Origin of the sequence: Nitratireductor luteus (assembly GCF_026162365.1) — a bacterium.
In the GTDB taxonomy this organism is placed as follows: Bacteria; Pseudomonadota; Alphaproteobacteria; order Rhizobiales; family Rhizobiaceae; genus Chelativorans; species Chelativorans luteus.
In genome coordinates this window covers 63,021-87,637 of the sequence record NZ_JAOANW010000009.1, presented here as the reverse complement: position 1 = coordinate 87,637, position 24,617 = coordinate 63,021, and the positions used below count along the sequence as shown (strand labels likewise).

Genomic DNA, 24,617 nt, shown 5'->3' with positions numbered 1-24,617 from the left:
GGCTGACGGCGAAAGCGTCAGTCAATCCTTGCATCGTTTGAGAAAGCGCTCCATTCACTCTATGGTATTATAGGTTCCAGACAGAAAGCAGGAGACTGAAGTGAGTTCCAGAAGCCAGACCCGCTGGCCGCTTCCCGAAGAGAGTACCCCGGGCCTCGTTCTTGAGCCCTTCTCTGCGGAGCCGAATATCAAGACACGCGTCTATGCGGCATTGAAGCATGCCATCGCCGATATGGACATTTACGCGACGCAGGAAAACACCTGGCTCGACGAGCGCCTGCTTGCCGAACGTCTCAATGTCAGCCGCACCCCTATCCGCGAGGCGATTGCCATGCTGGAACAGCAAGGCTTCGTGAAATCGATCGCGCGGCGCGGCATCATCGTCCTGCGCAAGACCAAACGCGAGGTCATCGAGATGATCCAGGTATGGGCGGCGCTGGAAGGCATGGCGGCGCGGCTTATCTCGCTCAACGCCAGCCGCAAGGACATCGATCGCCTGCGGAAGATTTTCGAGGAGTTCCACGAGGGCCACGCGCCCGGCGATTATCTGAGCGAATATTCCGAAGCAAATCTGCGCTTTCACCAGACGCTCATTCAGATGACAGGATCGCAGACCCTGCAGCAGATGACCGAGAACATTCTCCTGCATGTGCGCGGCATCCGCAAAATCACCATCGGGCGCGACGACCGGGCAAGCCAGTCGATCAAGGATCATCTGGCCATTATCGACGCATTGGAAAGACGCGAAACCGAATTGGCGGAAAAACTCTGCCGTGACCACACGCTCGGCCTTGCCGATTATGTGGAGAAGCACAGCGAGGGCATCTTCACCTAGAGCATTTTGAGCCAGGCGGAATCGTCTGGCATCCGTATGAATGCGGAAAAACCAAAAGATAGAGCGCCCTTTGTGCGTCCAGATGGACGCACAAAGGGCGCTCTAGACTGATGCCAGTACGGAGAGTTTCGCAGGTCGCGAAAATGCGCCCGGCGCCTGAGGCAGGTTCGCTGACTCTCCTCAATACAGGAGGGTATCTTGACCGCGTTTCCCAAAACCATGTCTGCCACTACCATCAGCGAGCCTGGCGGGCCGGATGTGCTACGGCTCGAGCAATTGGCCGTTTCGCCGCCTGGCCCGAGCGAAATCCTGATCCGCGTGGCGGCCGCCGGGGTGAACCGCCCCGACCTTCTGCAGCGCGCAGGGCTCTACCCGGCACCTGAAGGGGCGTCGGCGATTCCGGGGCTAGAGGTCGCGGGCACGGTGCAGGCGGCCGGCAGCGAGGTTTCGCGCTGGAAACCGGGGGATCTGGTCTGTGCTCTGACGCCGGGTGGGGGTTATGCAGAATATGCGCTGGTCGATGCCTCGAACGCGCTGCGCGTTCCGTCCGGGTTGCCTTTGGAGGAAGCCTCGGCCATTCCCGAGACCTTCTTCACTGTGTGGCACAATGTCTTCGAGCGCGGCGCGCTGAAGGCCGGCGAAACATTGCTTGTCCATGGCGGCGGTTCGGGCATCGGCACGACGGCGATCATGCTCGGCAAGGCCTTTGGCGCGACCGTGGTGGTCACCGCCGGCTCGGAGGAGAAATGTCAGGCCTGCCGCAACCTCGGCGCTGACGTGGCCATCAACTACCGCGAGGAGGATTGGGTTGCTGTCGTCAAGGAGGCAACGAGCAAGCGCGGCGCCGACGTGATTCTGGATATGGTCGGCGGACCCTATATTGCAAAGAATTACCAGGCCGCCGCCGTCGATGGCCGGATCGTCAACATCGCCTTCCTGCAGGGTTCGCGCGTCGAGGTTGATTACATGCGCCTGATGCTCAAGCGCTTGACGCATACGGGGTCGACCTTGCGCTCGCAGCCCATCGCGGCCAAGGCGCGTATTGCGGCCCAGCTGGAAGAAAAGGTCTGGCCATTGCTGGCGCAGGGAAAGTGCCGGCCGCTGATCCACAAGCGTTATCTATTGGCCGATGCCGCTCAGGCTCATGCGCTGATGGAAACCAATGCGCATATTGGGAAAATCGTCCTGACCGTCGGTTGACGGCAACACGGGGACAATCACGAGCTGTTCTGTGCGTCCGCACCACCGCCGTTCAAGATGCAACGACAGGGTGTGGGCATTCGATCACTCCCGCGGCGGAATGCCGCCGATGGCGCGGGTGATATCTTCTGCCGCTTTGCGGACCACGGCGCCATATTCCGTGTCGCGACCAGGCGTGATGCGGAAGGCGGGCCCGGAAAGCGAAACCCCGGCCACCGCCTCGCCGAACTGGTTGAAGATGGGAGCGGCGATGCAACGCATGCCCTGGGTGCGCTCCTCGTCGTCGACGGCGAAGCCGTGCGCGCGGATCCGCACCATTTCGGCGGCAAGCGTTTCGCGCGAGACGATGGTCTTGCCCGTATAGGCGCTGAGCGGGCCCTTCTTCAAAATGCTTTCGGCCTGTGCCCGCGGCAGATAGGCAAGCAGTGCCTTGCCGATGCCCGATGCGTGCACGGGCCCGCGCGTGCCGGGCCGAAAAAAGGCGCGGATCGGCTCATGCGTTTCCACCTGGCTGACGAAGATCACCTCGCCCCGGTCAATGATGGCCAGATTGGCGGTCTCGCCGGTCTCGGCCATGATGTGCTGCATGACGGGCCGGCTCTGCTCGACAATGCTGGTGCGGCCGAGGAAATGGCTGCCGATACGGAACGCCTCGATCCCCACATGCCAGATTTGCGCCGGCTCGTCGAACTCGACGATACGGTGCTTTTGCAGCGTGATGAGGATGCGATAGGCGGTGGAAGCCGACTGGCCGGACACGTCGGCAATCTCTGTCAGCGATAGGCCGCCGCCCCGCGCCACGACCTTCAGAACTTCCATAGCGCGGTCGAGGGACTGGATCAGCGTGTTCTCCGACGTATCGTGAAAGGAGCGCGGGCGCCCCCGTGCACGGCCGGTTTTCTGTGGCATAGTGTCCTCCTGGCACTGGGCGGCAGTTTTTGAAAAGTTTTGCGCCAATTGCAAAATAGAAAAAACGTTTCAGAACAAACGATTATCATTATTCTCATGGAAATAAAAATATTTTTCAAAAAAATTGCCAGCAGGCTGATCGAAGCCTAGCCTGTTTCCAAATGCCGTTTGGCGGATAATTTTTGGAACGCAAGCCGATGTCGACACAGAACCCGATCTTCATTCCCGGCCCGACCAACATACCGGAAGCCCTGCGGCGGGCCGTGGACTACCCGTCCATCGACCACCGCTCGCCCACCTTTGCCGACATGTATCGGCCGGCGCTCGACGGCGTGCGCCGCGTGCTGCAATCGAGCGACGCCGAAGTCATCCTGTTTCCGGCCACCGGCACGGGCGCCTGGGAAGCCGCGATCACAAACACCCTGTCGCCCGGCGACAAGGTTCTGGCTGCCCGCTACGGCATGTTCTCGCACCGCTGGATCGATCTGTGCCAGCGGCACGGCCTCAATGTCGAGGTTATCGAGACGCCATGGGGGGAGGGCGCCCCAGCCGATGAATTCGAGCGCGTCCTGAAGGCCGACGCCGGCCATTCCATCAAGGCACTCATCGTCTGCCACAACGAGACCGCCACGGGGGTCCTGAGCGACATCGCCGCCGTGCGCCGTGCGCTCGATGCCGCCGGGCATCCCGCACTGCTTTACGTCGACGGTGTTAGCTCCATCGCTTCCATGGATTTCCGCATGGACGAATGGGGTGTCGACATCGCCGTCACCGGCTCGCAGAAGGGGTTCATGCTGCCGCCTGGTCTGGCCATTCTCGGCATCGGCTCGAAGGCGCTGGAAAGGGTCGCTTCGGCAAGGTGTACGCGCTGCTTTTTCGACTTTCGCGACATGATGAAGACGCAGGCGGCTGGCGGCTTTCCCTATACGCCGCCCGTCAACCTGATCCGCGGCTTGAGCGTCTCCATCGCCATGCTGGAGGAGGAGGGGCTTCAGCGCGTCTTCACGCGCCACCGTCGCATTGCCGATGGCGTGCGCAAGGCGGTCGATGCCTGGGGTCTGTCGCTTTGCGCGAAGGAGCCCGGGCTCTACTCCGACACGGTCAGCGCCGTTCTCGTCCCGGACGGCTTCGACGCAACCCGCATCGTCACCCACGCCGCCGAAAAATACGGCGTGGCCTTCGGTGTCGGGTTGGGCGAGGTGGCCGGCAAGCTGTTCCGCATAGGCCATCTTGGCTCAATGACCGACGTCATGGCGTTATCGGGCATCGCCACGGCGGAAATGGTCATGGCGGATCTCGGCTTGCCGGTCACGCTCGGCTCTGGCGTTGCCGCCGCGCAGGAGCATTATCGGGCGACCGCCGGCCGCGGCGCGGGCGCCATGCCGCGCGCGGCAGCCTGAGGAGAACGGGATATGGACATACCGACCTACGCCGATGTCGAGGCCGCGCATGCGCGCATCGCTCCGCATATCCACCGAACGCCGATCCTGACCAGCAGCTTCATCAACGGCCTGACCGGTGCCGAATTGTTCTTCAAATGCGAGAACTTCCAAAAGGCGGGCGCCTTCAAGGCGCGAGGCGCATCCAACGCGGTGTTCGGGCTGGATGAGAAAATGGCAAAGGTCGGCGTCGCGACCCATTCCTCGGGGAACCATGCGCTGTCGCTGAGCTATGCCGCCGGCAAGCGCGGCATTCCCGTGACGGTGGTGATGCCGAGGACCGCGCCGGAGCCCAAGAAGGCGGCGGTTCGCGGTTATGGCGGGCGCATCGTCGAATGCGAGCCCTCGACCTCCTCGCGCGAGGCGGTGTTCGCCGAGGTCGTGGCCGAGACGGGGGCCGAGTTCGTGCACCCCTATAACGACCCGCGCGTCATCGCCGGGCAGGCGACATGCGCGAAGGAGATCGTCGAAGATATTGGCGAACTCGATGCCGTGGTGGCGCCCATTGGCGGCGGCGGCATGGTTTCGGGCTGTTGCCTTACGCTGTCGACCATTGCGCCGAAGACGAAGATCTATGCGGCCGAGCCGAAGAACGCGGACGATGCCTACCGCTCCTTCAAGGCCGGGCACATCATTGCCGACGATGCGCCGCAGACGGTGGCCGACGGGCTGAAGGTACCGCTCAAGGAACTCACCTGGCATTTCGTCTCGAAGCATGTGGAGGACATCTTCACGGCCACCGAGGAGGAGATCGTTGCGGGGATGCGGCTCATCTGGGAGCGCATGAAGATCGTCATGGAGCCATCGAGCGCAGTGCCGCTGGCCACGATCCTGAAGAATAAAGAGCTTTTCGCCGGCAAGCGCGTCGGCGTCATCATCACCGGGGGCAATGTCGATCTCGGCAAATTGCCCTGGGCCAAAGTGTAGGGAGATACCTATGACCAAGCATGAGACCATCGCCGGGCATGAGGTCGGCTACGATATTCCCGCCGCCATTGGCATGGATGAGAAAGATATCCAGACCCCTTGCCTGATCCTCGATCTCGACGCGCTCGAGCGCAACATCAGGAAGATGGGCGATTACGCCAGAGGGCATGGCATGCGCCACCGCGTGCACGGCAAGATGCACAAATCCGTCGACGTCGCAAAGCTGCAGGAAAAGCTCGGCGGTGCGGTCGGCGTGTGCTGCCAGAAGGTGTCGGAAGCTGAGGCGTTCGCCCGCGGCGGCATCAAGGACATTCTGGTATCGAACCAGGTGCGCGACCCGGCGAAGATCGACCGCCTGGCCCACCTGCCGAATTACGGCGGCCGTGTCATCGTCTGCGTCGACGATATCGAGAACGTCGCCGACCTGTCGGCGGCGGCGCAGAAGCACGGCACCACGCTCGGGTGTTTCGTGGAGATCGACTGTGGCGCCGGCCGCTGCGGCGTTGTGACCAGCGAGGCGGTGGTCGAGATCGCCAAGGCGATCGCCGCCGCCCCAAATCTGGATTTTACCGGTATCCAGGCCTATCAGGGGGCGATGCAGCACATCGACAGCTATGAGGACCGCAAGGTCAAGCTCGGTGCCGCTATCGCCCAGGTGACCGACGCCGTGGAAGCGCTGAAGAAGGAAGGGCTCACGCCCGAGCTCGTCAGCGGCGGCGGCACGGGAAGCTATTATTTCGAGAGCGAATCCGGCGTCTACAACGAGCTGCAATGCGGTTCCTACGCCTTCATGGACGCCGATTACGGGCGCATCAAGGACAAGGACGGCAACCGCATCGACCAGGGCGAATGGGAGAACGCGCTATTCATCCTGACGAGTGTGATGAGCCACGCCAAGGCCGACAAGGCGATCTGCGACGCTGGCCTCAAGGCGCAGTCGGTGGATTCGGGGCTGCCCTTCATCTATGGCCGCGACGATGTGAAATACATCAAGTGCTCCGACGAGCACGGCGTGATCGAGGACCCCCATGGCGTTCTGAAGATCAACGAGAAGCTGCGCCTCGTTCCCGGTCACTGCGATCCGACCTGTAACGTCCACGACTGGTATGTCGGCGTCCGCAACGGCAAGGTGGAATGCCTGTGGCCGGTGACGGCGCGCGGCATGGCCTATTGAGACCGGGCATGCTGATCGTTTCAGAAGAGACCTGCCGCAAGGTGGTTACGCGCGAGAATGCCTTCACCGCCATCGAAGGCGTTTTTGCCGCCATGGCGGCGGGCGAGGCCTATAATTTTCCCGTTATCCGCGAGGCGATCGGCCATGCAGATGCTCTCTACGGGTTCAAATCGGGCTTCGACCGGAAGAACGGCGTGCTCGGGCTGAAATCAGGCGGTTACTGGCCAGGCAACGAGAAGCGCGGCCTGACCAACCATCAGTCGACCGTGTTCCTGTTCGATCCCGATACGGGCCGGCCGCACGCCATGGTGGGCGGCAACTATCTGACGGCGATTCGCACGGCTGCGGCATCGGCCGTCTCGATCAGCCATCTGGCGCGAAAGGATGCCAGGGTGCTGGGTATGGTCGGCGCCGGCTTCCAGTCGGCCTTCCAGATGCGCGCGGCGGCCGAGCAACGGGATTTCGAGCGCGTCATCGGCTGGAACCTGCACCCTGAAATGCTGCCGCGACTGGGCGAAACGGCGGCCGAGCTCGGCCTACCCTTCGAGGCGGTTTCGCTCGACCGGCTCGGTGCGGAAGCCGACGTGATCATCACTATCACCTCGAGCTTCGAGCCGATCCTCATGCGCGGCCAGGTCAAGCCCGGCACGCATCTGGCCTGCATGGGTACCGACACCAAGGGCAAGCAGGAGGTGGACGCAGAGATGGTCGCCGCTGCTACGCTGTTCACCGACGAGGTGGCGCAGTCCGCCAGCATCGGCGAGTGCCAACACGCGGTCGCGCATGGGCTCATCGACAAGGCCGACATCACGCCGGTCGGCGCGGTGGTCAACGGGAAGCATCCCGGCCGCACCCGCGATGACGAGATCACCCTATTCGATGGCACTGGCGTCGGCCTCCAGGACCTGGCGGTCGCCGCACTTGCCGCGGAGGCGGCGCGCAGCGCGGGGTTGGCCACCGAGATCGACCTTTGAACACCGCATAGAAGCGAGTGGCGTCCGCATGGGACGCCACTCCTTCCGAAAGGCCGGTGCGGATCAGATCACCCTTACGGTGATTTCGCCGACGCCCGCCACCTTGCCATGCATCACGTCGCCGCGTTGGATCGGCCCGACACCGGCCGGCGTGCCGCTCATGATCAGGTCGCCTGGTTGCAGTTCGAAGTATCGCGACAGGATGGCGATCATCTCGGGCACCTTCCAGAGCATCTGATTGAGATCGCCACTCTGGCGCCTTTCACCGTTGACATTGAGCGTCACGGCCCCCGCGGTCGGATGGCCGATGCGGGACGCAGGAACGAGCGGGCCGCAGGGTGCTGATTTCTCGAAGGATTTTCCAACCTCCCACGGACGCCCCAGTTTCTTGGCCTCGCCCTGCAGGTCGCGCCGTGTCATGTCCAATCCCACGCCGTAACCGAAGACGTGGTCGAGCGCGTCTTCGACGCTGATATTCGTTCCGCCCTTGGCGAGCGCCACCACCATCTCAATTTCGTGATGCACGTCGTTGGTCTTGGCTGGATAGGGAAAGTCTTCGCCAACCGCCAGGTTGGTGGGATGCTTAAAGAAAAAGAAGGGCGGCTCCTTGTCCGGGTCATGGCCCATTTCCACCGCGTGGGCTGCATAGTTGCGGCCAATGCAGAAAATGCGATTGACGGGGAAAAGCTGGTCGCTTCCTTCCACCGGCAACACTGCCATGGCGGGTGGCGCAATCACGTACTGATTGGCGTTCTGGTAGGCGGCTTCGGACATTTATTAGCTCCTGACTCCTGCGTAATATTCGATGCGCTTTTCCAGCCGGCCAACGAGGCCGGACAGGGTGAGCGCCATGGCGAAAAGCAGCAGAATGAGCGCCCAGAAATGAGCCATGAGGAAATTCTGCTGATAGAGGGAAAACAGCGCGCCGACGCCGATGATCGAGACCAGAAGCTGGCCGATCACCACGCCCTTGACGCCACGGATCATGCCGAGCCGAATGCCGGCGAGGATCTCGGGCAGGGCGGCCAGAAGAACGATCTTGCCGCGTTCTGCGTGCGAAGCGCCAAAAGAGTGAGCCATTTCCATAAGCGAGGGCGAGATGTTCTGCACACCGGCGCGTGTGTCGAGAACAATGATCCATACTGCGAACATGAAGACCGTGACGATCACCGTCGGCGTACCGAGGCCGAACAGAATCATGAAAACCGGAACGAGGGCGGAGAGCGGCGCCGAAAGGAAGGTATTCACCCATATATTGAGCATCTTGTCGGCGGCCGGCACCAGACCCATCAGCAAGCCCAGCGGAACGCCGACAGCAATTGCCAGCGCCAATCCGCACGCATAGGAGAGGGCGGTGATACGTATCGCCTCGGCGAAGCTGCGTGACGTCACTACATCACCCAGCGCCATCAACACCTCGGTGAAGGGCGGGAAGAGAAGAAGCAGGTCGAACCGGCCGATGATCTCCCAGACGACCACCCAGACTAGCAGCGCGGCCATCATCGGCACGCGGTATCCCAACAGGGTCATCGTCTACTCCACATACTTCTTGATGCCGTGCCAGATGCTCTCGACCGTATCGAGATAGACATCGTTGCGGCGTAGTTCGTCGGGGCCGATATCCTGGGGAATATCCGGATCGATGATCTGGCTGACCCGGCCGGGACGCGGCGACAGAAGCACGATGCGGTCGGACACATAGACGGCTTCTTCAATCGAATGAGTGACGAAGAGGAAGGTCTTCTTCTCCACTTCGCGCAGCCGCATCAGGTCTTCCTGAAACTTGCGCCGCGTCTGCTCGTCGACCGCCGAGAACGGTTCGTCCATCAAGAGAACGTCGGCATTGACCGCAAGCGCCCGCGCGAGGCCGACGCGCTGGCGCATGCCGCCAGACAGTTGATGCGGAAATTTCTGCTCGAATCCGGAGAGGCCCACCTCGCTAATATAGTGGCGTGCGGTATCTTCGCGCGCGGCCTTGCCGACGCCCTGCATTTTCAAGCCGAAAGCGACGTTCTGCATGACATTGGCCCAAGGCATCAGAGCAAAGTCCTGAAAGACAAAGGCTCGTTCCGGCCCTGGTCCGTGGACCTTTTTGCCTTTGACCAGGATTTCGCCATGGCTAGGCTTCAAGAGACCAGCGACAATCTTCAAAAGGGTTGTCTTGCCGCACCCGGAAGGGCCGAGCAGGCTTGTGAGCTGTCCCTCCTCGAACGCCAAGTCGATGTTTTCCAACGCCACGATGTCGCTGCCATAGATCTTGGAGATGCCCTTCACCTCGATGATCGGGTTCGATGCGGCGGGCACGGCGTTTTCAGTTTCGATCTGCATGGCAATGCTCATTGTGAACTCCGCTTTTCGGGCCGGAACAGCGCCGTTTCAAGCCATTGCAGTGAACCGACGGTGACAATGGCGAAGAGAACGATGGAAACGATAGTGGCGTACATGTGGGCGAAATTGGCGATCGAGCGATGGAAGGTGATGAGGTCGCCGATGCCGGTGGGCGTGATGAGGAGTTCGGCCAGCACGACGCCGGAAAAGCCTTCGGCCACTCCGAGCCTCAGGCCGGCGAACATCATGGGGCTGGCCGCTGGAATGATAATGTGAAGGATCTGCTGTTGCCGGCTGCCCATGAAGGAATGGCACATGGAGACGAGCGACGGCGGCACGTTGCGAACGGCCTTGTAGCTGTTGATGGTGATCACCGGCATGGCAAGCATGACCACCGCCAGCACCTTGGCGGTCAGGCCGATGCCATAGACGAAGGTGACAAGCGGGATCAAGGCGGCCATGGGCGCTGCCTGCATGACGATGAAGATCGGCAGGCTGAACCATTCTACGTCGTGGCGCAGACCCATGGCGATGCCGGCGGAAATGCCGACAATGAGCGAGAAGGCGAGACCGATTACCAGTGGCTCGAGCGTGCGCAGATAAGCCGCGCCGAGCGATCCGTCCACTGCCATCTCCCAAAGGGCGGCCACGGTGTCGGAGAAGGTAGGGAAAGAGAAATTAAAGCCCGAGCGGCCTGCCAACTCCCACGCGCCGGCGAAGAGGGCGATCGAAAGGATCTTCCATATCAGTGTGAACTCGCTGAGCCATCTGATGAGGCCCGGTGCATCGGCGCGTGCTGCCCCGATCCGTTTTTCTGCAGTGTGCGTCAACGACATGCCAGTTCCGATCCAGTTGCGCCGGGAAGCCAGTGAGGGGCGCGGCCGCCACGACAGCCGCGCCGAACGCTAATCACCGCTGGCGTGCCGCCTCGAGTGCGTCGAAGCTCCAATACTGCGTCGGATCGAAATTATCGCCTGGTTCCTTCACCTGACCGGCGGCCGCAAGGAACGCCACATCATCGCGCGCATCATCCGGTGAACCGCCGTCGGTCGGATAGACACCGCTCTCGGCGGCCTCTCTGTAGTAATTTTCGATGTCGGCCGCCGCCTCGTCCGGCAGATCGGGCAGGAGATCGTATTGTTTGCGCAGTTCGGCGACGATCGCCGGATTGTCGTTGATGTCCTTCCAGGTGCGCAAAAGCTCCTCGACGAACACCGCTACGTCGTCGCCGCGTTGCTCGAGAAAATCGATGTTTCCGTAAAGTGCTTCATCGGTGGCGTCGACACCCTCGACCGGTAGCCGAGCGAACTTTGCGCCACCTTTTTCCTGCAGCAGGCGAAATGCCGCCGCATCGACAATGGTCGCGTTGATCGTGCCTTGTAGCATGGCACCGGCGCGCACTTCCGAGCCGGGAACATAGCTGATGTTGGAGTATTTGATGCCGTGGATGCCTTCCATCAACCGCATCAACGCCTCTGTGCCGGAACCGCGCGAATGAACAGTGACTTCCTCGCCGTCGAGATCCTTCCAGCCGGAATAGACCTCGGAGTTTACCACCGGGAAGAAGAGCAGCGTACTCATGCGGAAAAACATGCGGATCGGCGCGTTGGAATTCTGGATGAAGGCATAGGGCGCGCCGACGCCGACATCGGCCTGTCCGCCAACGACGGCCTGCGTGGCGACATCCTCGGAATTGAAGAAAGTGAGTTCCATGGGAACGCCGCGTTCCTTGGCGCGCTCCATGGCGATCAGCAGGCCGAGGCTTTCGACGCTGGCTATATCGCCCATGGCGACGCGGATCGGCTTGTCCTGCGCCGAAGAGTCCGATGGTGCGCCAAGGCTGGCGGCGGCAAGGGCCGCCGCACCTGCCAAGACGGAAAACATTCTACGTGTCAGTGTCATTGAATTTTCCTCCCGTGTTCGCCGGCAACATATGCCTGCGCCTCCATAGCCAAGTCGCTGAGGCTTAGCCAATATATATATTGGTTAAATAAAAACATGAGATTGGTTAGATGTCAATGGCGCCGAAGGCTGTGTGAAAGTGCATTTGACTTGGCCTAAAGATGCACCTAAGTTGATCGTTAAACCAATGAAATTGGTCAAGCTACAACAAAGGAGAGCCGGTTGCGCGGGCAGATCGAGACCGAAGAAGCCATCAGGGATGACGCCCACGACGCGACGCTTGTCCAACTGCGTGCCTGGCTCACCCGGCACGATTTCCCACCTGATACGCGGCTGCCGGCGGAGCGCGAACTGTGTGAAATCCTTGGCGTTTCGCGTGGCGATCTGCGCAAGGCGCTGGCGACGCTTGAAGCGGAGGGGCAGCTTTGGCGCCATGTGGGCAAGGGTACTTTCACCGGCGCACGCAAGGCGGAGGTCATGAGCCTTTCAGACATCGACCGGGAGACGAATCCGGCTGAGGTGATGCGCACACGGCTGCTGATCGAGCCCATTATCGCCCGCGAGGCGGCGCTCAACGCCACATCGAAGCACATCGAGGCTTTGCGCCGCTGCATTCGACGCACGCATCAGGCGGCGACCTGGCGGCAGTATGAAACGGCAGACAATGAGTTGCATCGCTGCCTTGCGGAAGCAGCGAACAACCGGCTGCTCCTGGCGCTGTTTGACGCGCTCAACGCCGTCCGGCGCGCGGTAGTCTGGGGCTTGCTGCGCTCGAATACCGACCGGCCGCCGTCCGACCATCATTCCTTCGCCGAACACGACCGCATCGTGACGGCCATCGAGCAGCGGGATCTCGACGGCGCCAGCCAAGCCATGTACCGCCATTTGCGCGCCGTGGAACGGCATCTGATGGAGCCGGACATCGCCGGCAAACAGTTCGAATGAGCTTCTGCCGGCGCTGGCTTCCAGCTCATCGCGGCATTCCGATCATGCAGGCAATGCTCGTACGGTCCTTTCGGTCCGGGCACAGAAAGATCAAATGAGCCGCAAGCCCGTGCAATGAGGTTCCATCTACCGCATGGCGCTCATTACCTGATCTAATATGTTAAAAATGCAATTTATCGATAAAAATAAATAGAATGTTCTTTCTGGTGTTCCCGCGAATCCTCGCTCTGGCCCTCCTGGTGAGTACAATCACTGCGAGCGTGCGCCACCACCGCTGCTCATGCTCTTCGTTTGATCAGCCAAGGCAGGGCCTCGCGTCCAGGTTTCGCTGATGCTGTCCTGCCAGGCCTGGAACATGAGGATATTCCACAACTGTGAATGCCATCGGCGCGCGCCGGCCTGGTTTTCTTGCCACATCGTCCGAACTTCGGAGGGCGAGAAGAAGCCTTCCCGCCTAAGTCGGTCTTCCGACAGCAGCGACTCGGCCCAGTCGCGGAGCGGCCCTCTCAACCATTCTTCAATTGGAACGCGAAACCCCATCTTTGGGCGTTCCGTCAGCGTTCGTGGCACATATCGGCTCAACACCTCACGCAGGATCCATTTCGGCTGACCTCGGCGGTGCTTGAACTGTATTGGCAGGGACCAGGCGAACTCCACCAAGCGGTGATCAAGAAGGGGCACGCGGGACTCAAGACTTACAGCCATGCTTGCTCTGTCCAATTTTGTCAAAATGTCGTCGGTCAGGTACATCTTGGAATCGATGTACATCATCTGATCACGAAATTCTGTAAGTACCGGCCATGCCGACGGTTCGGAAAGAAGTGTCCATGGCTCAACCGCGTTCCGCACAAGTGTCTCAGGACGATGGGTGTGCGAAACAAGGGACCTGTAGAACAGCTCCCGGCGCTCGCTATTCAGTATGGCTGCCAGTTTCGCAAGGCGATCTCCGAACGCCTTGATGCGCAGATTGGGGGGCAATACTGACATTGCTCCATCTGCCAGATGTGGGGGAACCCTCTCCAAGAAGGCGCTGACGCCCTGCCGTAGCGGGTAGGGTAGCAGCCGAAGCCACGACCACATGTTGTGGGCCAGCTGATATCTGCCGTATCCGCAGAACAGCTCATCTCCGCCGTCTCCTGAGAGACTAACTGTAACGTCACGGCGGGCAAGGCGACTAACCAACAGTGTAGGAATCTGCGAGGAATCCGAGAAGGGTTCATCCCAGATGCGCGGCAGTTCGGGGATAACGGCGCGAGCATCCTCTGAAGTCACATAGAGTTCCGTATGGTCGGTACCGAGGTGTGCGGCGATGGCCTTTGCGTGCTCGGCCTCGTTGTAACTTTTCTCGTGATATCCGATTGTGAAGGTCTGTACGGGACGATCAGATTGCGCTTGCATAAGCGCAACGACCGTTGACGAATCGTAGCCGCCTGAAAGGAAGGCGCCCAATGGAACGTCGGCCATCATCCGGAGCTTGACCGCATCCTTCATAAGACTCTCGAGCTTATCAGTCGCGGCAACCTCGTCGCCGAGGAAAGGGGTCGTGCCGCCACGTTCGACGACCTCTTCGAGGGACCAATAACTTTTTGGTTCTGATACGCACTTGCCGGCCTGGGACACCGTGAGCCAGTGCGCCGCCGGCAACTTCTGAATTCCTTTGTGAATGCAATAGGGACTGGGGACATAGTCGTGGCGAAGGAACAGGGCCACAGCATCGCGGTCGACCTCTCCGGTCCAACCGGGATGCGCGTGTAGCGCCTTCAATTCGGATGCGAAAACGAAGTCGGAGCCGATCTTGCCCCAGTATAGCGGCTTCTCGCCCATTCTGTCGCGGGCGAGATGCAACTCGCGGCTGGCGCGGTCCCACAGAGCGAAAGCAAACATTCCGTTACAGCGACCAAGCGCAGTTTCCAGGCCCCAGGTGGAAACGGCCTCCAGCAGTGTCTCTGTGTCTGAACTCCCGCGCCAGGCAATCGGTCCTTGAGTGATCAAGGCAGCACGAATCTCCTGGTGGTTATATAGTTCTCCATTGTAGGTTAGCACGAACCGTCCGTCCCGGCTGACCATCGGCTGGAAACCTGCAGGTGAGAGATCTACGATCGCTAGCCGCCGGTGTGCCAATGTCACGCCCGCATGTTCGTCACTCCAAACTCCGCTTGTATTCGGACCACGGTGTGCGATGCGCGATGCCATATCTTGCGCCAGGACATGGGCATGGCGATGGTGTCCCCAGAACCCTACAATCCCGCACATGTGATCCTCAACGGGAGCAGCCGCACATGTATCGGGAGCTTGGGCTCTGTCAGCGAGTACATCTGTTCCTCCTGCAGGGAAGTTGATCGACCGCCATTCTTCCGTTGCAGGCTAACTCGCTTTGTTCGGCGCTTATAGCTCCGCGCAACGTCAGATCCTAAAGTTTGAGTATTCGCGACATCGAATACTTTTCTAATACTGCGAGTGCCCTCTTGCCCGCTTTTCGTGTAAGGCATGGTCGGACGACAAGCGTCTCAAGGCGCTTGTCAAGCGTTCGACATGCTGATCTTCAGGCAGGAATACGTCAAGCGTTCCCTCCTCAAGCACGTCCCGCGCACCGGATTTGACGATGGTGAGGCCGGGTGAGATCCGAGCTTCGCGGAGCCGCGAAGTCATCATTGATGATGCTGACGCTGGTCAACCGTTCTCTGAAGGTGGTCGATGGCGCTCACTTCCGCCTTGTCAAATGGGAAGTAGTCTTCGGTGCCGAAGAGATTTCCCCCTTCGACGCGCGTGGGCAATTTATAGCCCTCAAATTGCTTGAACGTCGAGAGATAGTCCCGAAAGGTTGCTCGCGGTAGATTTTCTCAGGATTGGCATTCGTCCAGCGCGGAATGACCACTTCGGTTGGTCTGCCATCCTCCGCAAGCACCAGGGCATGAAAAGTGGCACGGGAACGTCGTCCAGCAGCGAACGCGTAACGCCGCCGAGGATCGCCTGTCGGAAGCGTGAATGGACGAATGCGCCCATGACGAGCATATCGATGGATTCGTCCTTTACGAATTTGCGCAACCTTGCCGATGCATCGTCGTCGATCGCCGAAAGCGTCTCCAAGTGCGGCTCGTAAACGCCGTGCTGAAGGAGGTGAGTGGCAAGATCGGCACCCGGCGCCATACGTGAGAGATCCTTTTCGCCCGTGACGGTGACCAGGCGGTAGCTGCTGCCCGTCTGTCAAAGGTCTCTGTCTCGTGATAAGTCACGCCGTCACGCACGTGTGCCCTGCAGTCGACGCTGCCGTCCTTGCGCTTGCGCGCAGTAATCGTGCTCATGTCCGCTTCCTCATTTGGTCCACGGAGATTATATTTGGTCCAAAACCGGCGTAAACGAAACAGAAAGAAAATGGCCCAAGAGCCTGTGACAAAAGAAAAATTAAGGTATTTCGAGCCTGCCATTTTTGCTATCGCGCCCATGATGGATTGGAGCTAAAGCTCCCTTTTTTCAAATAGTTAGCAGCGTTCCTGTGCACTATCCGTGCACCAGGAAATCAAAGACGATGCAAGGATTATCGCGTGACAGCGATGCCTGAGCTAGGTGGAATGCGGGCACTCTCGCGCGCTGACGAACGTCCTGTTTGGGGCCGGAAGTTGACGGTCCGCTTTCGGGGGCCGCTCAGTACAAACGGTCGTTCTGTTGACGACCCCAAACAAGCCATAGCGCATGTAGTTTCCTGTGCTTGAGAGCCAGCATCATCTTAGATGAAGTTGTAGCCGAAGTCGCTGCGATCCAATCGGCTCTCACCAGGTTCCCAACCGAAAAGCCTCTTTCGCCACGGCAGAGGACTGACGTCATTTGCGGCGCAACGGAACCGAGATCTCTGGATGGTCTGGTGACACGAAACTTTTGCAAGCAGACGTTAGTCTGATTTTTCGGTATTCTTGCCTGATTCTCTTCGAATTAGAGACATGTGGTAAGGTACGCAGACTACTGCACGACTTGTGAGCGGGCGTCTTGGAAGGTTTTCATGAATGGCGTGTTCAGCGAGAGAGGTTCGGTGTACGAGGCCACCGCAGCCATCCGAAGCCAAATTCTTGACCGGTTGTCATCGCTCGTATGGGACGGAACGACCTATCAGCATCCCATCCCTAATCTCGATCTGTATCACGTGGTCGAGCCGCTCGCTCCCGCGTGCCTCGTTTACGAGCCCAGCGTATCGCTGATCATCAAAGGCAGCAAACAAATACACGTCGGCGACGAAACGATGGTGTATGACGAATCCAGTTTCTTCCTCATATCCATCGGCTTGCCGCTCACCGGGCAGGTCTGTGCGGCCAGCTTTGACGAGCCGTACGTAGCGGCGCGGCTTCGGCTCGATCTTGAAAAGGCGCGACGTATCATCGCCGATTACGATCTGGGTAAGTCGCACATATCGCAACGCACTCTCGGCGTGAGCGTCGGCACCGCGACGCCGGAGTTGTTCGATGCATTGCTAAGGCTGATTTCCCTTGCAGATGCGCCCGGCGACCTGCTTTTTCTCGCCGACCACATCCACAACGAGATCCTTTACAGGCTGCTGACGAGCGATCAGGGCGGCCAGCTGCGGCGCGTTGCGCTTGCCGGCAGCAACGGCCATCGTGTGGCTCGGGCGATCGCCTGGCTCAGGGAGAACTACACCCAACCGTTACGGATGGAAGAACTGGCCGGGAAAGCCAATATGGGCGTGTCGACGCTCCACCATCACTTCCGCGCCATGACGGCCATGAGCCCGCTGCAGTTTCAGAAGCATCTGCGGCTCTACCATGCGCGGGAGCTGATGCTGGCGGAATCGGTCGACGCCGCGACGGCGGCGCACAGGGTGGGCTATGAGAGCCCCACCCAGTTTAGTCGAGAATACCGCCGCATGTTCGGCCATCCGCCTCTGCGCGACGTCAAGTCGATTCGCAACTCCAAAGAGATGCCTCGGCGGGATGTCGTGGGCTGAACGCGGTCGGCGGCAAACATAAAGACGATCGGGCAAGAATGGGACAGGATCGTGCCTACCCCACTTCCCTCCTGTCCACTAAACTGGAACGGCAATTCAGTGTCCGGAAAATGGCGCGTGATCTGGCCTGCCCAAGCCGCGCCGCACTTGTCCTGCGCGCCAACCATAGGGAGAAAACCATGGTGACTGTAACCATCAACGGCACCCAGCACACAGTCGAGGCAGAGGCGGATATGCCGCTGCTCTGGGTCATTCGCGACCTCGTCGGCCTGACCGGCACGAAGTTCGGCTGCGGTATGGCGCTATGCGGTGCCTGCACGGTCTTCGTCGACGGCGTGCCAATGCGGTCCTGCCAGACCTTCATTGGCGATATCGAAGGCCAGGCTGTGACCACTATCGAGGGTCTGGACGGCAAAGTCGCGGAAACGGTGCAGGCCGTCTGGGTCGATATGGATGTGCCGCAATGCGGTTACTGCCAGTCCGGCCAGATCATGTCGGCAACGGACCTGCTGACGACCAATCCGAAGCCGACCGACGATGACATCGACGCCGCTATGTCGGGTAATCTCTGTCGCTGCGCAACTTATCAGCGGATCCGAGCCGGTATTCACGAAGCCGCCAAGCGTCTGGAGGCCTGAGCCATGATTCCCAAACTGATGCATTCGATCGCCATTCCGGCACCCCGGGTCCAGGCTTCGCGCCGGCAGTTCCTGATCGGTGCCGTCGCCACTGCCACCGGCCTTGCCGTCGGCTTCCGAACGCTCGGCGCCGTGTCCGCCGCAGCCAACGAGACGGCCGGAGAAAATGCCCACGCCTTCTCGCCCTATCTGACTATCGATTCGAGCGGCAAGGTGACCGTGCTGTCTTCCCAGTTCGAAATGGGCCAGGGTTCCTACCATGGCCTTGCGACGCTGGTTGCGGAGGAACTTGAGGCGGATTTTTCCACCATTGATGTTCAAGGCGCTGCCGGCAATGTACAGGCATACGGCAACGTTGCTTTCGGCGGTGCGATTCAGGGCACCGGCGGATCGACCTCGATGATGACCTCATGGGAGCGCTACCGCAACGCTGGCGCAGCCGCGCGCACCATGCTCGTTGCAGCCGCGGCTGCAGAATGGAACGTTCCGGCGGCGAAAATCTCCGTTGAGCGTGGAATTATCAAGCACCCGTCTGGAAGGCAGGGCGGCTTCGGCGATTTTGCGGCAAAAGCCGCGGCCATGCCCGTGCCGTCGGAGGTGGTCCTGAAGCAGCCTTCCGGCTGGACGCTCATCGGCAATGCCGACCTGAAGCGTTACGACAGTGCCGGAAAGACCAATGGCACCGAGCAGTACACGATCGACGTCAAGCTGCCCGGCCTGCTGACCGCCGTCATGATTCATCCGCCGGTGTTCGGTGGAACGGTGAAGTCGTTCGACGCTACCGAAGCGAAAAAGTTGCCGGGCGTCGTTGACGTGGTGGAGATACCGCGCGGTGTTGCCGTTGTCGGCGAGCATATGTGGGCCGCACTCAAAGGTCGTGACGCCGTGACCGTCGAGTGGGACGAGAGCGGCGCCGAAAAGCGCAGCACCGGAGAACTGGCGCAGATGTACCGCGATCTGGCGGCAGAGCCTCCTGCAGCCATGGCCCGGGAGGATGGTGATGCCGATGCGGCATTTGCCGGCGCGGCAAATGTCCTCGAAGCCACCTTCGAATTCCCCTATCTCGCCCATGCTGCCCTGGAGCCTCTGAATGCAGTGGCCCGCAAGAATGCGGATGGCACGGTTGAAGTTTGGGGCGGTCATCAGTTCCCGGATGTGTATCAGGCGCTCACCGCCGAGATCGCAGAGGTGACACCCGACAAGGTGCATCTGCATGTCATGAAAGCGGGCGGCAGCTTCGGCCGGCGCGCGGTGGCCGATGGCGATGTGGTGGTTGAGGCTGTGCATATTGCCAAGGCACTTGGCTTCCGCGCTCCGGTCAAGGTACAATGGACGCGCGAGGACGACATGCGCGCCGGCCGCTATCGCCCCGCCTACGCGCATGCCATCAAGGCCGGTCTCGACGAGGCTGGAAATCTGGTCGCCTGGAGTAACCATATCGTGGGGCAATCCATAATGTCCGGCACGATCATGGAGGGCATGGTCCAGAATGGTGTCGATCCGACATCGGTGGAAGGGGCTGTGCATCTGCCATACGCTATCCCCAACCTGAAGGTGGGGCTGACCACCACGCAAGCAGGCGTTCCGCCCCTTTGGTGGCGCGCGGTGGGCTCCACGCATACGGCATTCGTCGTCGAGGTGTTCATGGACGAGATCGCTGAAGCAGCCGGCCGTGACCCAATCGAGTATCGTCTGTCGATGATGGAGCCGGATTCGCGTCATGCCACGATCCTGAAAATGGTCGCGGAGAAGTCCGGCTGGGACACGCCGGCGGCAGAAGGCCGGTTCCGGGGCGTCTCCGTTGCCGAAAGCTTCGGCTCGGTGGTGGCTCAGGTAGCCGAAGTCTCGGTCGATAGCCGCGGCGGCATCAAGGTGGAACGTGTGGTTGCAGCAGTGGATTGTGGAGTGGCGATCAACCCCGACCAGATCCGCGCTCAGGTGGAAGGCGGCATCGGCTTCGGTCTCGGCGCCATTCTTGAAGAGGAAATCACGCTCACCGAAGGCCAGGTCGACCAGGGCAACTACGATCTTTACACTCCGCTCAGGATCGACGCGATGCCCGAGGTGGAGGTCCACATCCTCGCCTCCGCCAATCCACCTTCGGGCATCGGCGAACCGGGCGTTCCGCCCATCGGCCCTGCTGTGGCCAATGCCGCCTACAAGGCTCTTGGCAAGCGCATCCGCGTCATGCCGTTCGCAAAATCGCTGGACGCCCGATAATGCCTCCGGGCCGGCCTTGTTCGGCCCGGCACGGCGACCGATAAAACAGGGCTGTCGCGGGAAGTTTGCTGCGGTAGATGCCAGGCGATGTTACTTTAACTGCCGTCCGGGCGTGCCGAGGGAATACTGCCTTACGAATTGATTTCAGGCCATGACTCCCGCCACAGCTCTCCACTCCGCGAGCGCTTGGAGGCGGTGAGCGCGATTTCGGATGCGGAACGTTGTTTGCGGGGTGGAACGAAGGGTTTCAAAGGGCTGAGAAGACAGAGACGAAGCTTTGCAGACTTTCCGGAGATCGAAAGCCCTGCATCATTCGTTCTCACTTTCGCACGGCACATGTGAATTCTCGGCGCGAATGTTCGGCCTTTATGCGGGGTCGGAAGAAGAACTGTACCCAGCGAACACGCGGCCTTTATCAACCAGACAGCTACGGCCGATTTGATGGCCCTTTGCTTGTTGACGGGTTTGGCCGAGAGCAGTAGGTCCGCTTGCGGCCGTCGGGAAGCGATAGCGGACGTCTCAGACGTACGAAAGCCTCTCATGCAGGGGCCAGACACGCCGATTATTGGCAAACGATCAGTGGGATTACGGGCGCAAGTCGCGCAGATAGGGATTGGCGGCTGCCGAGGCGGCGAAGTCCTGCGGCCGGATATCTGCGAAGATAAGCTTTTCGGACGGGCCGTCCGCTGCGGCGAGCAGGCTGCCGTCGGGCGCGGCGATTGTGGAAAGCCCGGCATAGGAGAACAGGCCGTCCGCACCACAATGATTGACATAGGACACGAACACTTGGTTCTCGAAGGCGCGGACGGGGATCATCTTGCGCGCGATCAGCTCGGCATGGTCACTCGTGGGCAGGGCGGTTGGCACAGCAACGAGATCGACGCCCGCCTGTGCCAGGCGGCGGACGTTTTCGGGGAATTCGACGTCGTAGCAGATGAGGATGCCGATCCGGATGCCGCCGTGCTGGACTATCCGGGCCGAAGGCTGCTCGGCGGCGAAGAGGTTGCGTTCGTAGTCGCTGTAGAGGTGGGACTTGCGGTAGATGACAGGCTCCTGGCGTCCATCAACGAAGACCGCGCTGTTGTAAGCGCAGCCCTTCGCTGCTTCGGCGAAGCCGGCAAGGACTGCAATCCCCGCCTCCAGTGAGATCAGCGCCAGCTTGGCGACGATCTCGCCGTCCGGCGGCCTGGCCAGCCGGTGCATGTCGTCTCCCGCGCCGTATCCCGGCAGGGCGAGTTCGGGCGTGATCAGGAACTCCGCTCCGGCGGCCGCCGCATCGCGTGCGGCATTCCCGATGCGGGCGAGGTTGGCGGCCTGATCGACGGCGCCCGCCTTCATCTGGAATGCCGCAATCCGCATCATTTTTCCTCCGAGCTCATCGCGCCCAGGAGCCGCGGCAGGTCACCAAAGCGGGCGATCAGTGAGAAGACGAGGGCCGCGATCGCCACGAAGAAGATCGAGACAGAAGCCATTGTCGGCGTGTAGCCGTAGCGCAGCGCGTTGAAAATCTTGATGGGCAGCGTCTCCATGGTGAAGCCGACGGTCATATAGGCAACGATGTACTCGTTGAGCGACAGCACGAAGGCAAAGGCATAACCCGAAATGAGATAGGGTAGGATAAGCGGCAGGACGACTGTGCGCAGTACCGTGCGCTCGTCGGCGCCCATGGTCGCGGCGACCTCGACCAGAGAACGGTCGATCGAGGAGAAGCCGAGCGAGAGGGTCACCAAAGGCAGCGTGACGAAGAAGATTGCATGGCTGATGACGGCGGTCCAGGGCTGGCCGTAGAAGCCAATGGTGGCCCAGAAGGTGAGCAGGCCGAGCGCCGTGATGACCGGTGGCAGGATGAAGGGCGCCACGCCGAGAAGGCGGAAGACGTTTGCCCAAGGTGCCACGCGCCGCCAGAGAAACCAGGAAAGCGGCAGTGCGATGATCACGGCGAGCGCGGCGGAAAAGGCGGCAAGCAGAACCGAGGCGATGAGGGCCGCGCGCCAACCCGGATCGGTGAAGATCTGGCTGTACCAGGCGATGGAAAAACCCTGCGGCGGGAAGGACAGGGATTGTCTCTCGTTGACCGACACCCCGGCGACGACGATCAGCGGGCCGGCGAGAAAGAGCGCCACAAGTGCGAAACCGAGCCGGCGCAGAAAGGTTTCCATCATGCGACCTCCTTGCGTCCGCCGACGAGCAAGGTGAGCCCCACCAATGCCAGCGAGATGAGCACCAGGAAGACTGCCATTGCGGCGGCAAAGGGCATGTTGGACTGGTAGATCGCCTGGTCGGTAATGTGTACCGAGAGCGTCCAGTGCTGGGGCCGTCCAAGGATCTGTGGCAGGAGATAGGACCCAAGGGCGAAGACGAAAACCATGATCAGCGTTGCGACGATCGTGTTGCGCAGCGCTGGCACTATGATGCCGAAGAAGCCCCGCAGCGGCGAGGCTCCTAATGTGCGTGCGGCCTCGAGAAGCGTCGGGTCGAGTCGCACCAGGGCGGGGTAAAGCACCAGGATCGTGTAGGGGAGGGCCTGGTAGACCATGCCGGTCAGCACCGCGCCGATGCCCGGCAGCAGGGCTTGGGATTCCGACATCAGCCCAAGAGGGACGAGAAGGTTCGTAATGCCTGCCGTGCGCGAGAACAGCGTCGACCAGGCGAAGCCGATGATGACTTCCGATAGTGAAAGCACCGAGAGCAGGCAGACGAGCCACACGATCTGCACGCGCCGCGAGGCTTTGGTCAGGAGATAGGTGAAAGGGAAGGCAATCGCCACGCAGATCACGGCGACCGTGATCGCAAGCATCAGCGAGAAACCGAGCACGCCCCCGAAGAAGGCGCTCAGGAAGCGCGCATAATTGTCGATGACGAAGTCGGGCGTGTAGAAACCGCCCTGCTGGCGCCGGAAGAAGCTGACCGCGATCATGGTCGAGAAGGGAACCACGAAGAAGACGATCAGCATGATTGCGGGAAAGGCCAACGGAGCGTAGTCGGCGATCGTGCGGGGCGGCTCGCGTTTCATTGTTTCAGGACCACGCAGCTGTCCGCCGGAAGAACCACATTCACCTCAGCACCGGCCGTGATATCGCCGCGTTCGCGGGGCGTGGTCACGGCGACAATGGTCGTGCCGCTGGCATCGACGAAGGTCTCGATCGTGCCGCCGAGATCGCGAATGAAGGTGACCTTCCCGCGAATGCCGCCGTTGGCGTTTTTCGCCAGATGCACGTCTTCCGGTCGGATCGAGATGAGCCCCTTGGCCATCCCGTTGGGTAGCGAAAGGCCGGGAACAGGCTGGCCCAGGACGATAGCGCGGCCGGCGCTGTCAGCCTCCACGGTGAGCAGGTTGGTCGAGCCGATGAAATCGGCCACGAAAGCATCTGCCGGCTTGCGATAGATATCGATCGGGGAGGCTGCCTGCCGGATACGCCCGTCGCCCATCACGACCACGAGGTCAGCCATGGTCATGGCCTCGCGCTGGTCGTGGGTCACCACGATGGTGGTGATGCCGAGCTTCTGCTGGAGTTGTCGCAGTTCCACCTGCATGGCTTCGCGCAGCTTCGCATCGAGCGCCGAGAGCGGCTCGTCAAGCAGGAAGAGGCGCGGCGACAGGGCAAGGGCGCGTGCGATCGCCACGCGCTGGCGCTGCCCGCCGGAGAGCTTCGATACCGGACGTTCGGCATAGCCGGGCAGGTGGATGAGCGTCAAAAGCTCTTCCACGCGCTTCTTCTGCTCTTCTTTGGCCATACTCCGGATGCGCAGGGGATAGGCGACGTTCTCACCCACCGTAAGGTGCGGGAAGAGCGCCAGAGACTGGAACACCATGCCGAGATTGCGCTTGTGCGTGGGAACCGGCGTGATGTCTTTCCCATCGAGGAGAATGGTGCCCGTCGTAGATTCCTCGAGACCGGCTACCATGCGCAGCAGCGTGGTCTTGCCACAGCCGGATGGCCCCAGCATGCAAACGAAGGTGCCGTGAGGAACACTCAGATTGACACGGTCGACTGCGGCAAAGTTGCCGAAATGCTTCGATACATCGTTGAAAACCAGGCCTGACATGGAATTACCTATCGAAATCGATCGTCTCTCAAGCACTGGCTCGGGGACGGGGCCGCTCGCAAGTGCTCCTGGCGTGGACAAAATATTCCAGCACCCTTGCCGAGCGAAGCGAGGGCCGATGATTACGG

At 60.8% G+C, this 24,617-nt stretch carries 22 protein-coding genes and 1 pseudogene; 10 read left to right on the top strand and 13 right to left on the bottom strand.

The window, feature by feature from the left end; translation table 11 throughout:
* Positions 1-100: 100 nt before the first annotated feature.
* A complete protein-coding gene (locus tag N1058_RS14450) occupies positions 101-835 on the top strand; it encodes a GntR family transcriptional regulator (RefSeq protein WP_265518291.1) in 735 nt (244 codons plus the stop codon).
* A 198-nt stretch (positions 836-1,033) separates the two neighbouring features.
* On the top strand, positions 1,034-2,035 hold the full coding sequence (locus N1058_RS14445) for an NAD(P)H-quinone oxidoreductase (protein ID WP_420847993.1): 1,002 nt from the start codon (positions 1,034-1,036) through the stop codon (positions 2,033-2,035).
* 84 nt (positions 2,036-2,119) lie between these two features.
* On the opposite strand, the gene bhcR is transcribed toward N1058_RS14445, so the two are convergent.
* Positions 2,120-2,944, bottom strand: a complete 825-nt coding sequence (gene bhcR / locus N1058_RS14440; protein ID WP_265518290.1) for an HTH-type transcriptional regulator BhcR — start codon at positions 2,942-2,944, stop codon at positions 2,120-2,122.
* Between the two features lie 197 nt (positions 2,945-3,141).
* Here bhcR and bhcA point away from each other — a divergent pair, with 197 nt between their 5' ends.
* Genes bhcA through bhcD form a run of 4 tightly spaced genes read left to right on the top strand, consistent with a single transcriptional unit; the run spans position 3,142 to position 7,458 of the window.
* Positions 3,142-4,344, top strand: a complete 1,203-nt coding sequence (bhcA, locus tag N1058_RS14435; RefSeq protein ID WP_265518289.1) for an L-aspartate--glyoxylate aminotransferase BhcA — start codon at positions 3,142-3,144, stop codon at positions 4,342-4,344.
* A 12-nt stretch (positions 4,345-4,356) separates the two neighbouring features.
* A complete protein-coding gene (gene bhcB / locus N1058_RS14430; protein ID WP_265518288.1) occupies positions 4,357-5,310 on the top strand; it encodes a beta-hydroxyaspartate dehydratase BhcB in 954 nt (317 codons plus the stop codon).
* Between the two features lie 10 nt (positions 5,311-5,320).
* The gene (bhcC, locus tag N1058_RS14425; RefSeq protein ID WP_265518287.1) at positions 5,321-6,484 is read left to right on the top strand and encodes a 3-hydroxy-D-aspartate aldolase BhcC; all 1,164 of its coding nucleotides are present in this window, start codon (positions 5,321-5,323) and stop codon (positions 6,482-6,484) included.
* A gap of 8 nt (positions 6,485-6,492) precedes the next feature.
* Positions 6,493-7,458: an iminosuccinate reductase BhcD gene (gene bhcD / locus N1058_RS14420; RefSeq protein ID WP_265518286.1), complete on the top strand. Its 966-nt coding sequence runs from the start codon at positions 6,493-6,495 to the stop codon at positions 7,456-7,458.
* Between the two features lie 63 nt (positions 7,459-7,521).
* On the opposite strand, the gene N1058_RS14415 is transcribed toward bhcD, so the two are convergent.
* The 5 genes from N1058_RS14415 to N1058_RS14395 all read right to left on the bottom strand — a co-directional run bounded on the left by N1058_RS14415 (position 7,522) and on the right by N1058_RS14395 (position 11,688).
* Positions 7,522-8,232 (bottom strand): fumarylacetoacetate hydrolase family protein, encoded by a 711-nt coding sequence (locus tag N1058_RS14415; protein ID WP_265518285.1) that lies wholly within the window; start codon positions 8,230-8,232, stop codon positions 7,522-7,524.
* A gap of 3 nt (positions 8,233-8,235) precedes the next feature.
* Positions 8,236-8,988, bottom strand: coding sequence for an ABC transporter permease (locus N1058_RS14410; RefSeq protein ID WP_265518284.1), 753 nt, complete (start codon positions 8,986-8,988; stop codon positions 8,236-8,238).
* A 3-nt stretch (positions 8,989-8,991) separates the two neighbouring features.
* Positions 8,992-9,798, bottom strand: coding sequence for an ABC transporter ATP-binding protein (locus N1058_RS14405; RefSeq protein WP_265518283.1), 807 nt, complete (start codon positions 9,796-9,798; stop codon positions 8,992-8,994).
* Positions 9,795-10,622 carry an ABC transporter permease gene (locus N1058_RS14400; protein WP_265518282.1) on the bottom strand — a complete coding sequence of 276 codons (828 nt, stop codon included), beginning with the start codon at positions 10,620-10,622 and terminating at the stop codon, positions 9,795-9,797. The genes N1058_RS14405 and N1058_RS14400 overlap by 4 nt, the downstream gene beginning before the upstream one ends.
* A gap of 73 nt (positions 10,623-10,695) precedes the next feature.
* Positions 10,696-11,688, bottom strand: coding sequence for an ABC transporter substrate-binding protein (locus N1058_RS14395; RefSeq protein WP_265518281.1), 993 nt, complete (start codon positions 11,686-11,688; stop codon positions 10,696-10,698).
* A gap of 222 nt (positions 11,689-11,910) precedes the next feature.
* On the opposite strand from N1058_RS14395, the gene N1058_RS14390 reads away from it, so the two are divergent.
* Positions 11,911-12,633 (top strand): FadR/GntR family transcriptional regulator, encoded by a 723-nt coding sequence (locus N1058_RS14390; RefSeq protein WP_265518280.1) that lies wholly within the window; start codon positions 11,911-11,913, stop codon positions 12,631-12,633.
* 249 nt (positions 12,634-12,882) lie between these two features.
* On the opposite strand, the gene asnB is transcribed toward N1058_RS14390, so the two are convergent.
* Both asnB and N1058_RS14380 read right to left on the bottom strand, forming a co-directional pair.
* Positions 12,883-14,886, bottom strand: coding sequence for an asparagine synthase (glutamine-hydrolyzing) (asnB, locus tag N1058_RS14385; RefSeq protein ID WP_265518279.1), 2,004 nt, complete (start codon positions 14,884-14,886; stop codon positions 12,883-12,885).
* 531 nt (positions 14,887-15,417) lie between these two features.
* The gene (locus N1058_RS14380; protein WP_265518278.1) at positions 15,418-15,780 is read right to left on the bottom strand and encodes a universal stress protein; all 363 of its coding nucleotides are present in this window, start codon (positions 15,778-15,780) and stop codon (positions 15,418-15,420) included.
* An 847-nt stretch (positions 15,781-16,627) separates the two neighbouring features.
* On the opposite strand from N1058_RS14380, the gene N1058_RS14375 reads away from it, so the two are divergent.
* The 3 genes from N1058_RS14375 to N1058_RS14365 all read left to right on the top strand — a co-directional run bounded on the left by N1058_RS14375 (position 16,628) and on the right by N1058_RS14365 (position 20,442).
* Positions 16,628-17,584, top strand: coding sequence for an AraC family transcriptional regulator (locus N1058_RS14375; RefSeq protein ID WP_265518277.1), 957 nt, complete (start codon positions 16,628-16,630; stop codon positions 17,582-17,584).
* A gap of 179 nt (positions 17,585-17,763) precedes the next feature.
* Positions 17,764-18,222: a (2Fe-2S)-binding protein gene (locus N1058_RS14370; protein WP_265518276.1), complete on the top strand. Its 459-nt coding sequence runs from the start codon at positions 17,764-17,766 to the stop codon at positions 18,220-18,222.
* Positions 18,223-18,225: 3 nt separating this feature from the next.
* Entirely contained in the window at positions 18,226-20,442 is a 2,217-nt protein-coding gene (locus N1058_RS14365) for a xanthine dehydrogenase family protein molybdopterin-binding subunit (RefSeq protein ID WP_265518275.1), read from the top strand.
* A gap of 144 nt (positions 20,443-20,586) precedes the next feature.
* Here the strand turns inward: N1058_RS14365 and N1058_RS24245 are convergent.
* From N1058_RS24245 to N1058_RS14345, 5 genes and pseudogenes are all read right to left on the bottom strand, one after another.
* Positions 20,587-20,802 (bottom strand): annotated as a pseudogene (locus tag N1058_RS24245) (IS6 family transposase); the annotation flags it as partial.
* A gap of 225 nt (positions 20,803-21,027) precedes the next feature.
* Entirely contained in the window at positions 21,028-21,804 is a 777-nt protein-coding gene (locus N1058_RS14360; protein ID WP_265518274.1) for a carbon-nitrogen hydrolase family protein, read from the bottom strand.
* Positions 21,801-22,604, bottom strand: a complete 804-nt coding sequence (locus tag N1058_RS14355; RefSeq protein WP_420847992.1) for an ABC transporter permease — start codon at positions 22,602-22,604, stop codon at positions 21,801-21,803. The genes N1058_RS14360 and N1058_RS14355 overlap by 4 nt, the downstream gene beginning before the upstream one ends.
* Positions 22,601-23,455, bottom strand: coding sequence for an ABC transporter permease (locus N1058_RS14350; protein ID WP_265518273.1), 855 nt, complete (start codon positions 23,453-23,455; stop codon positions 22,601-22,603). The genes N1058_RS14355 and N1058_RS14350 overlap by 4 nt, the downstream gene beginning before the upstream one ends.
* On the bottom strand, positions 23,452-24,489 hold the full coding sequence (locus N1058_RS14345; protein WP_265518272.1) for an ABC transporter ATP-binding protein: 1,038 nt from the start codon (positions 24,487-24,489) through the stop codon (positions 23,452-23,454). The genes N1058_RS14350 and N1058_RS14345 overlap by 4 nt, the downstream gene beginning before the upstream one ends.
* Between the last annotated feature and the right edge of the window lie 128 nt (positions 24,490-24,617).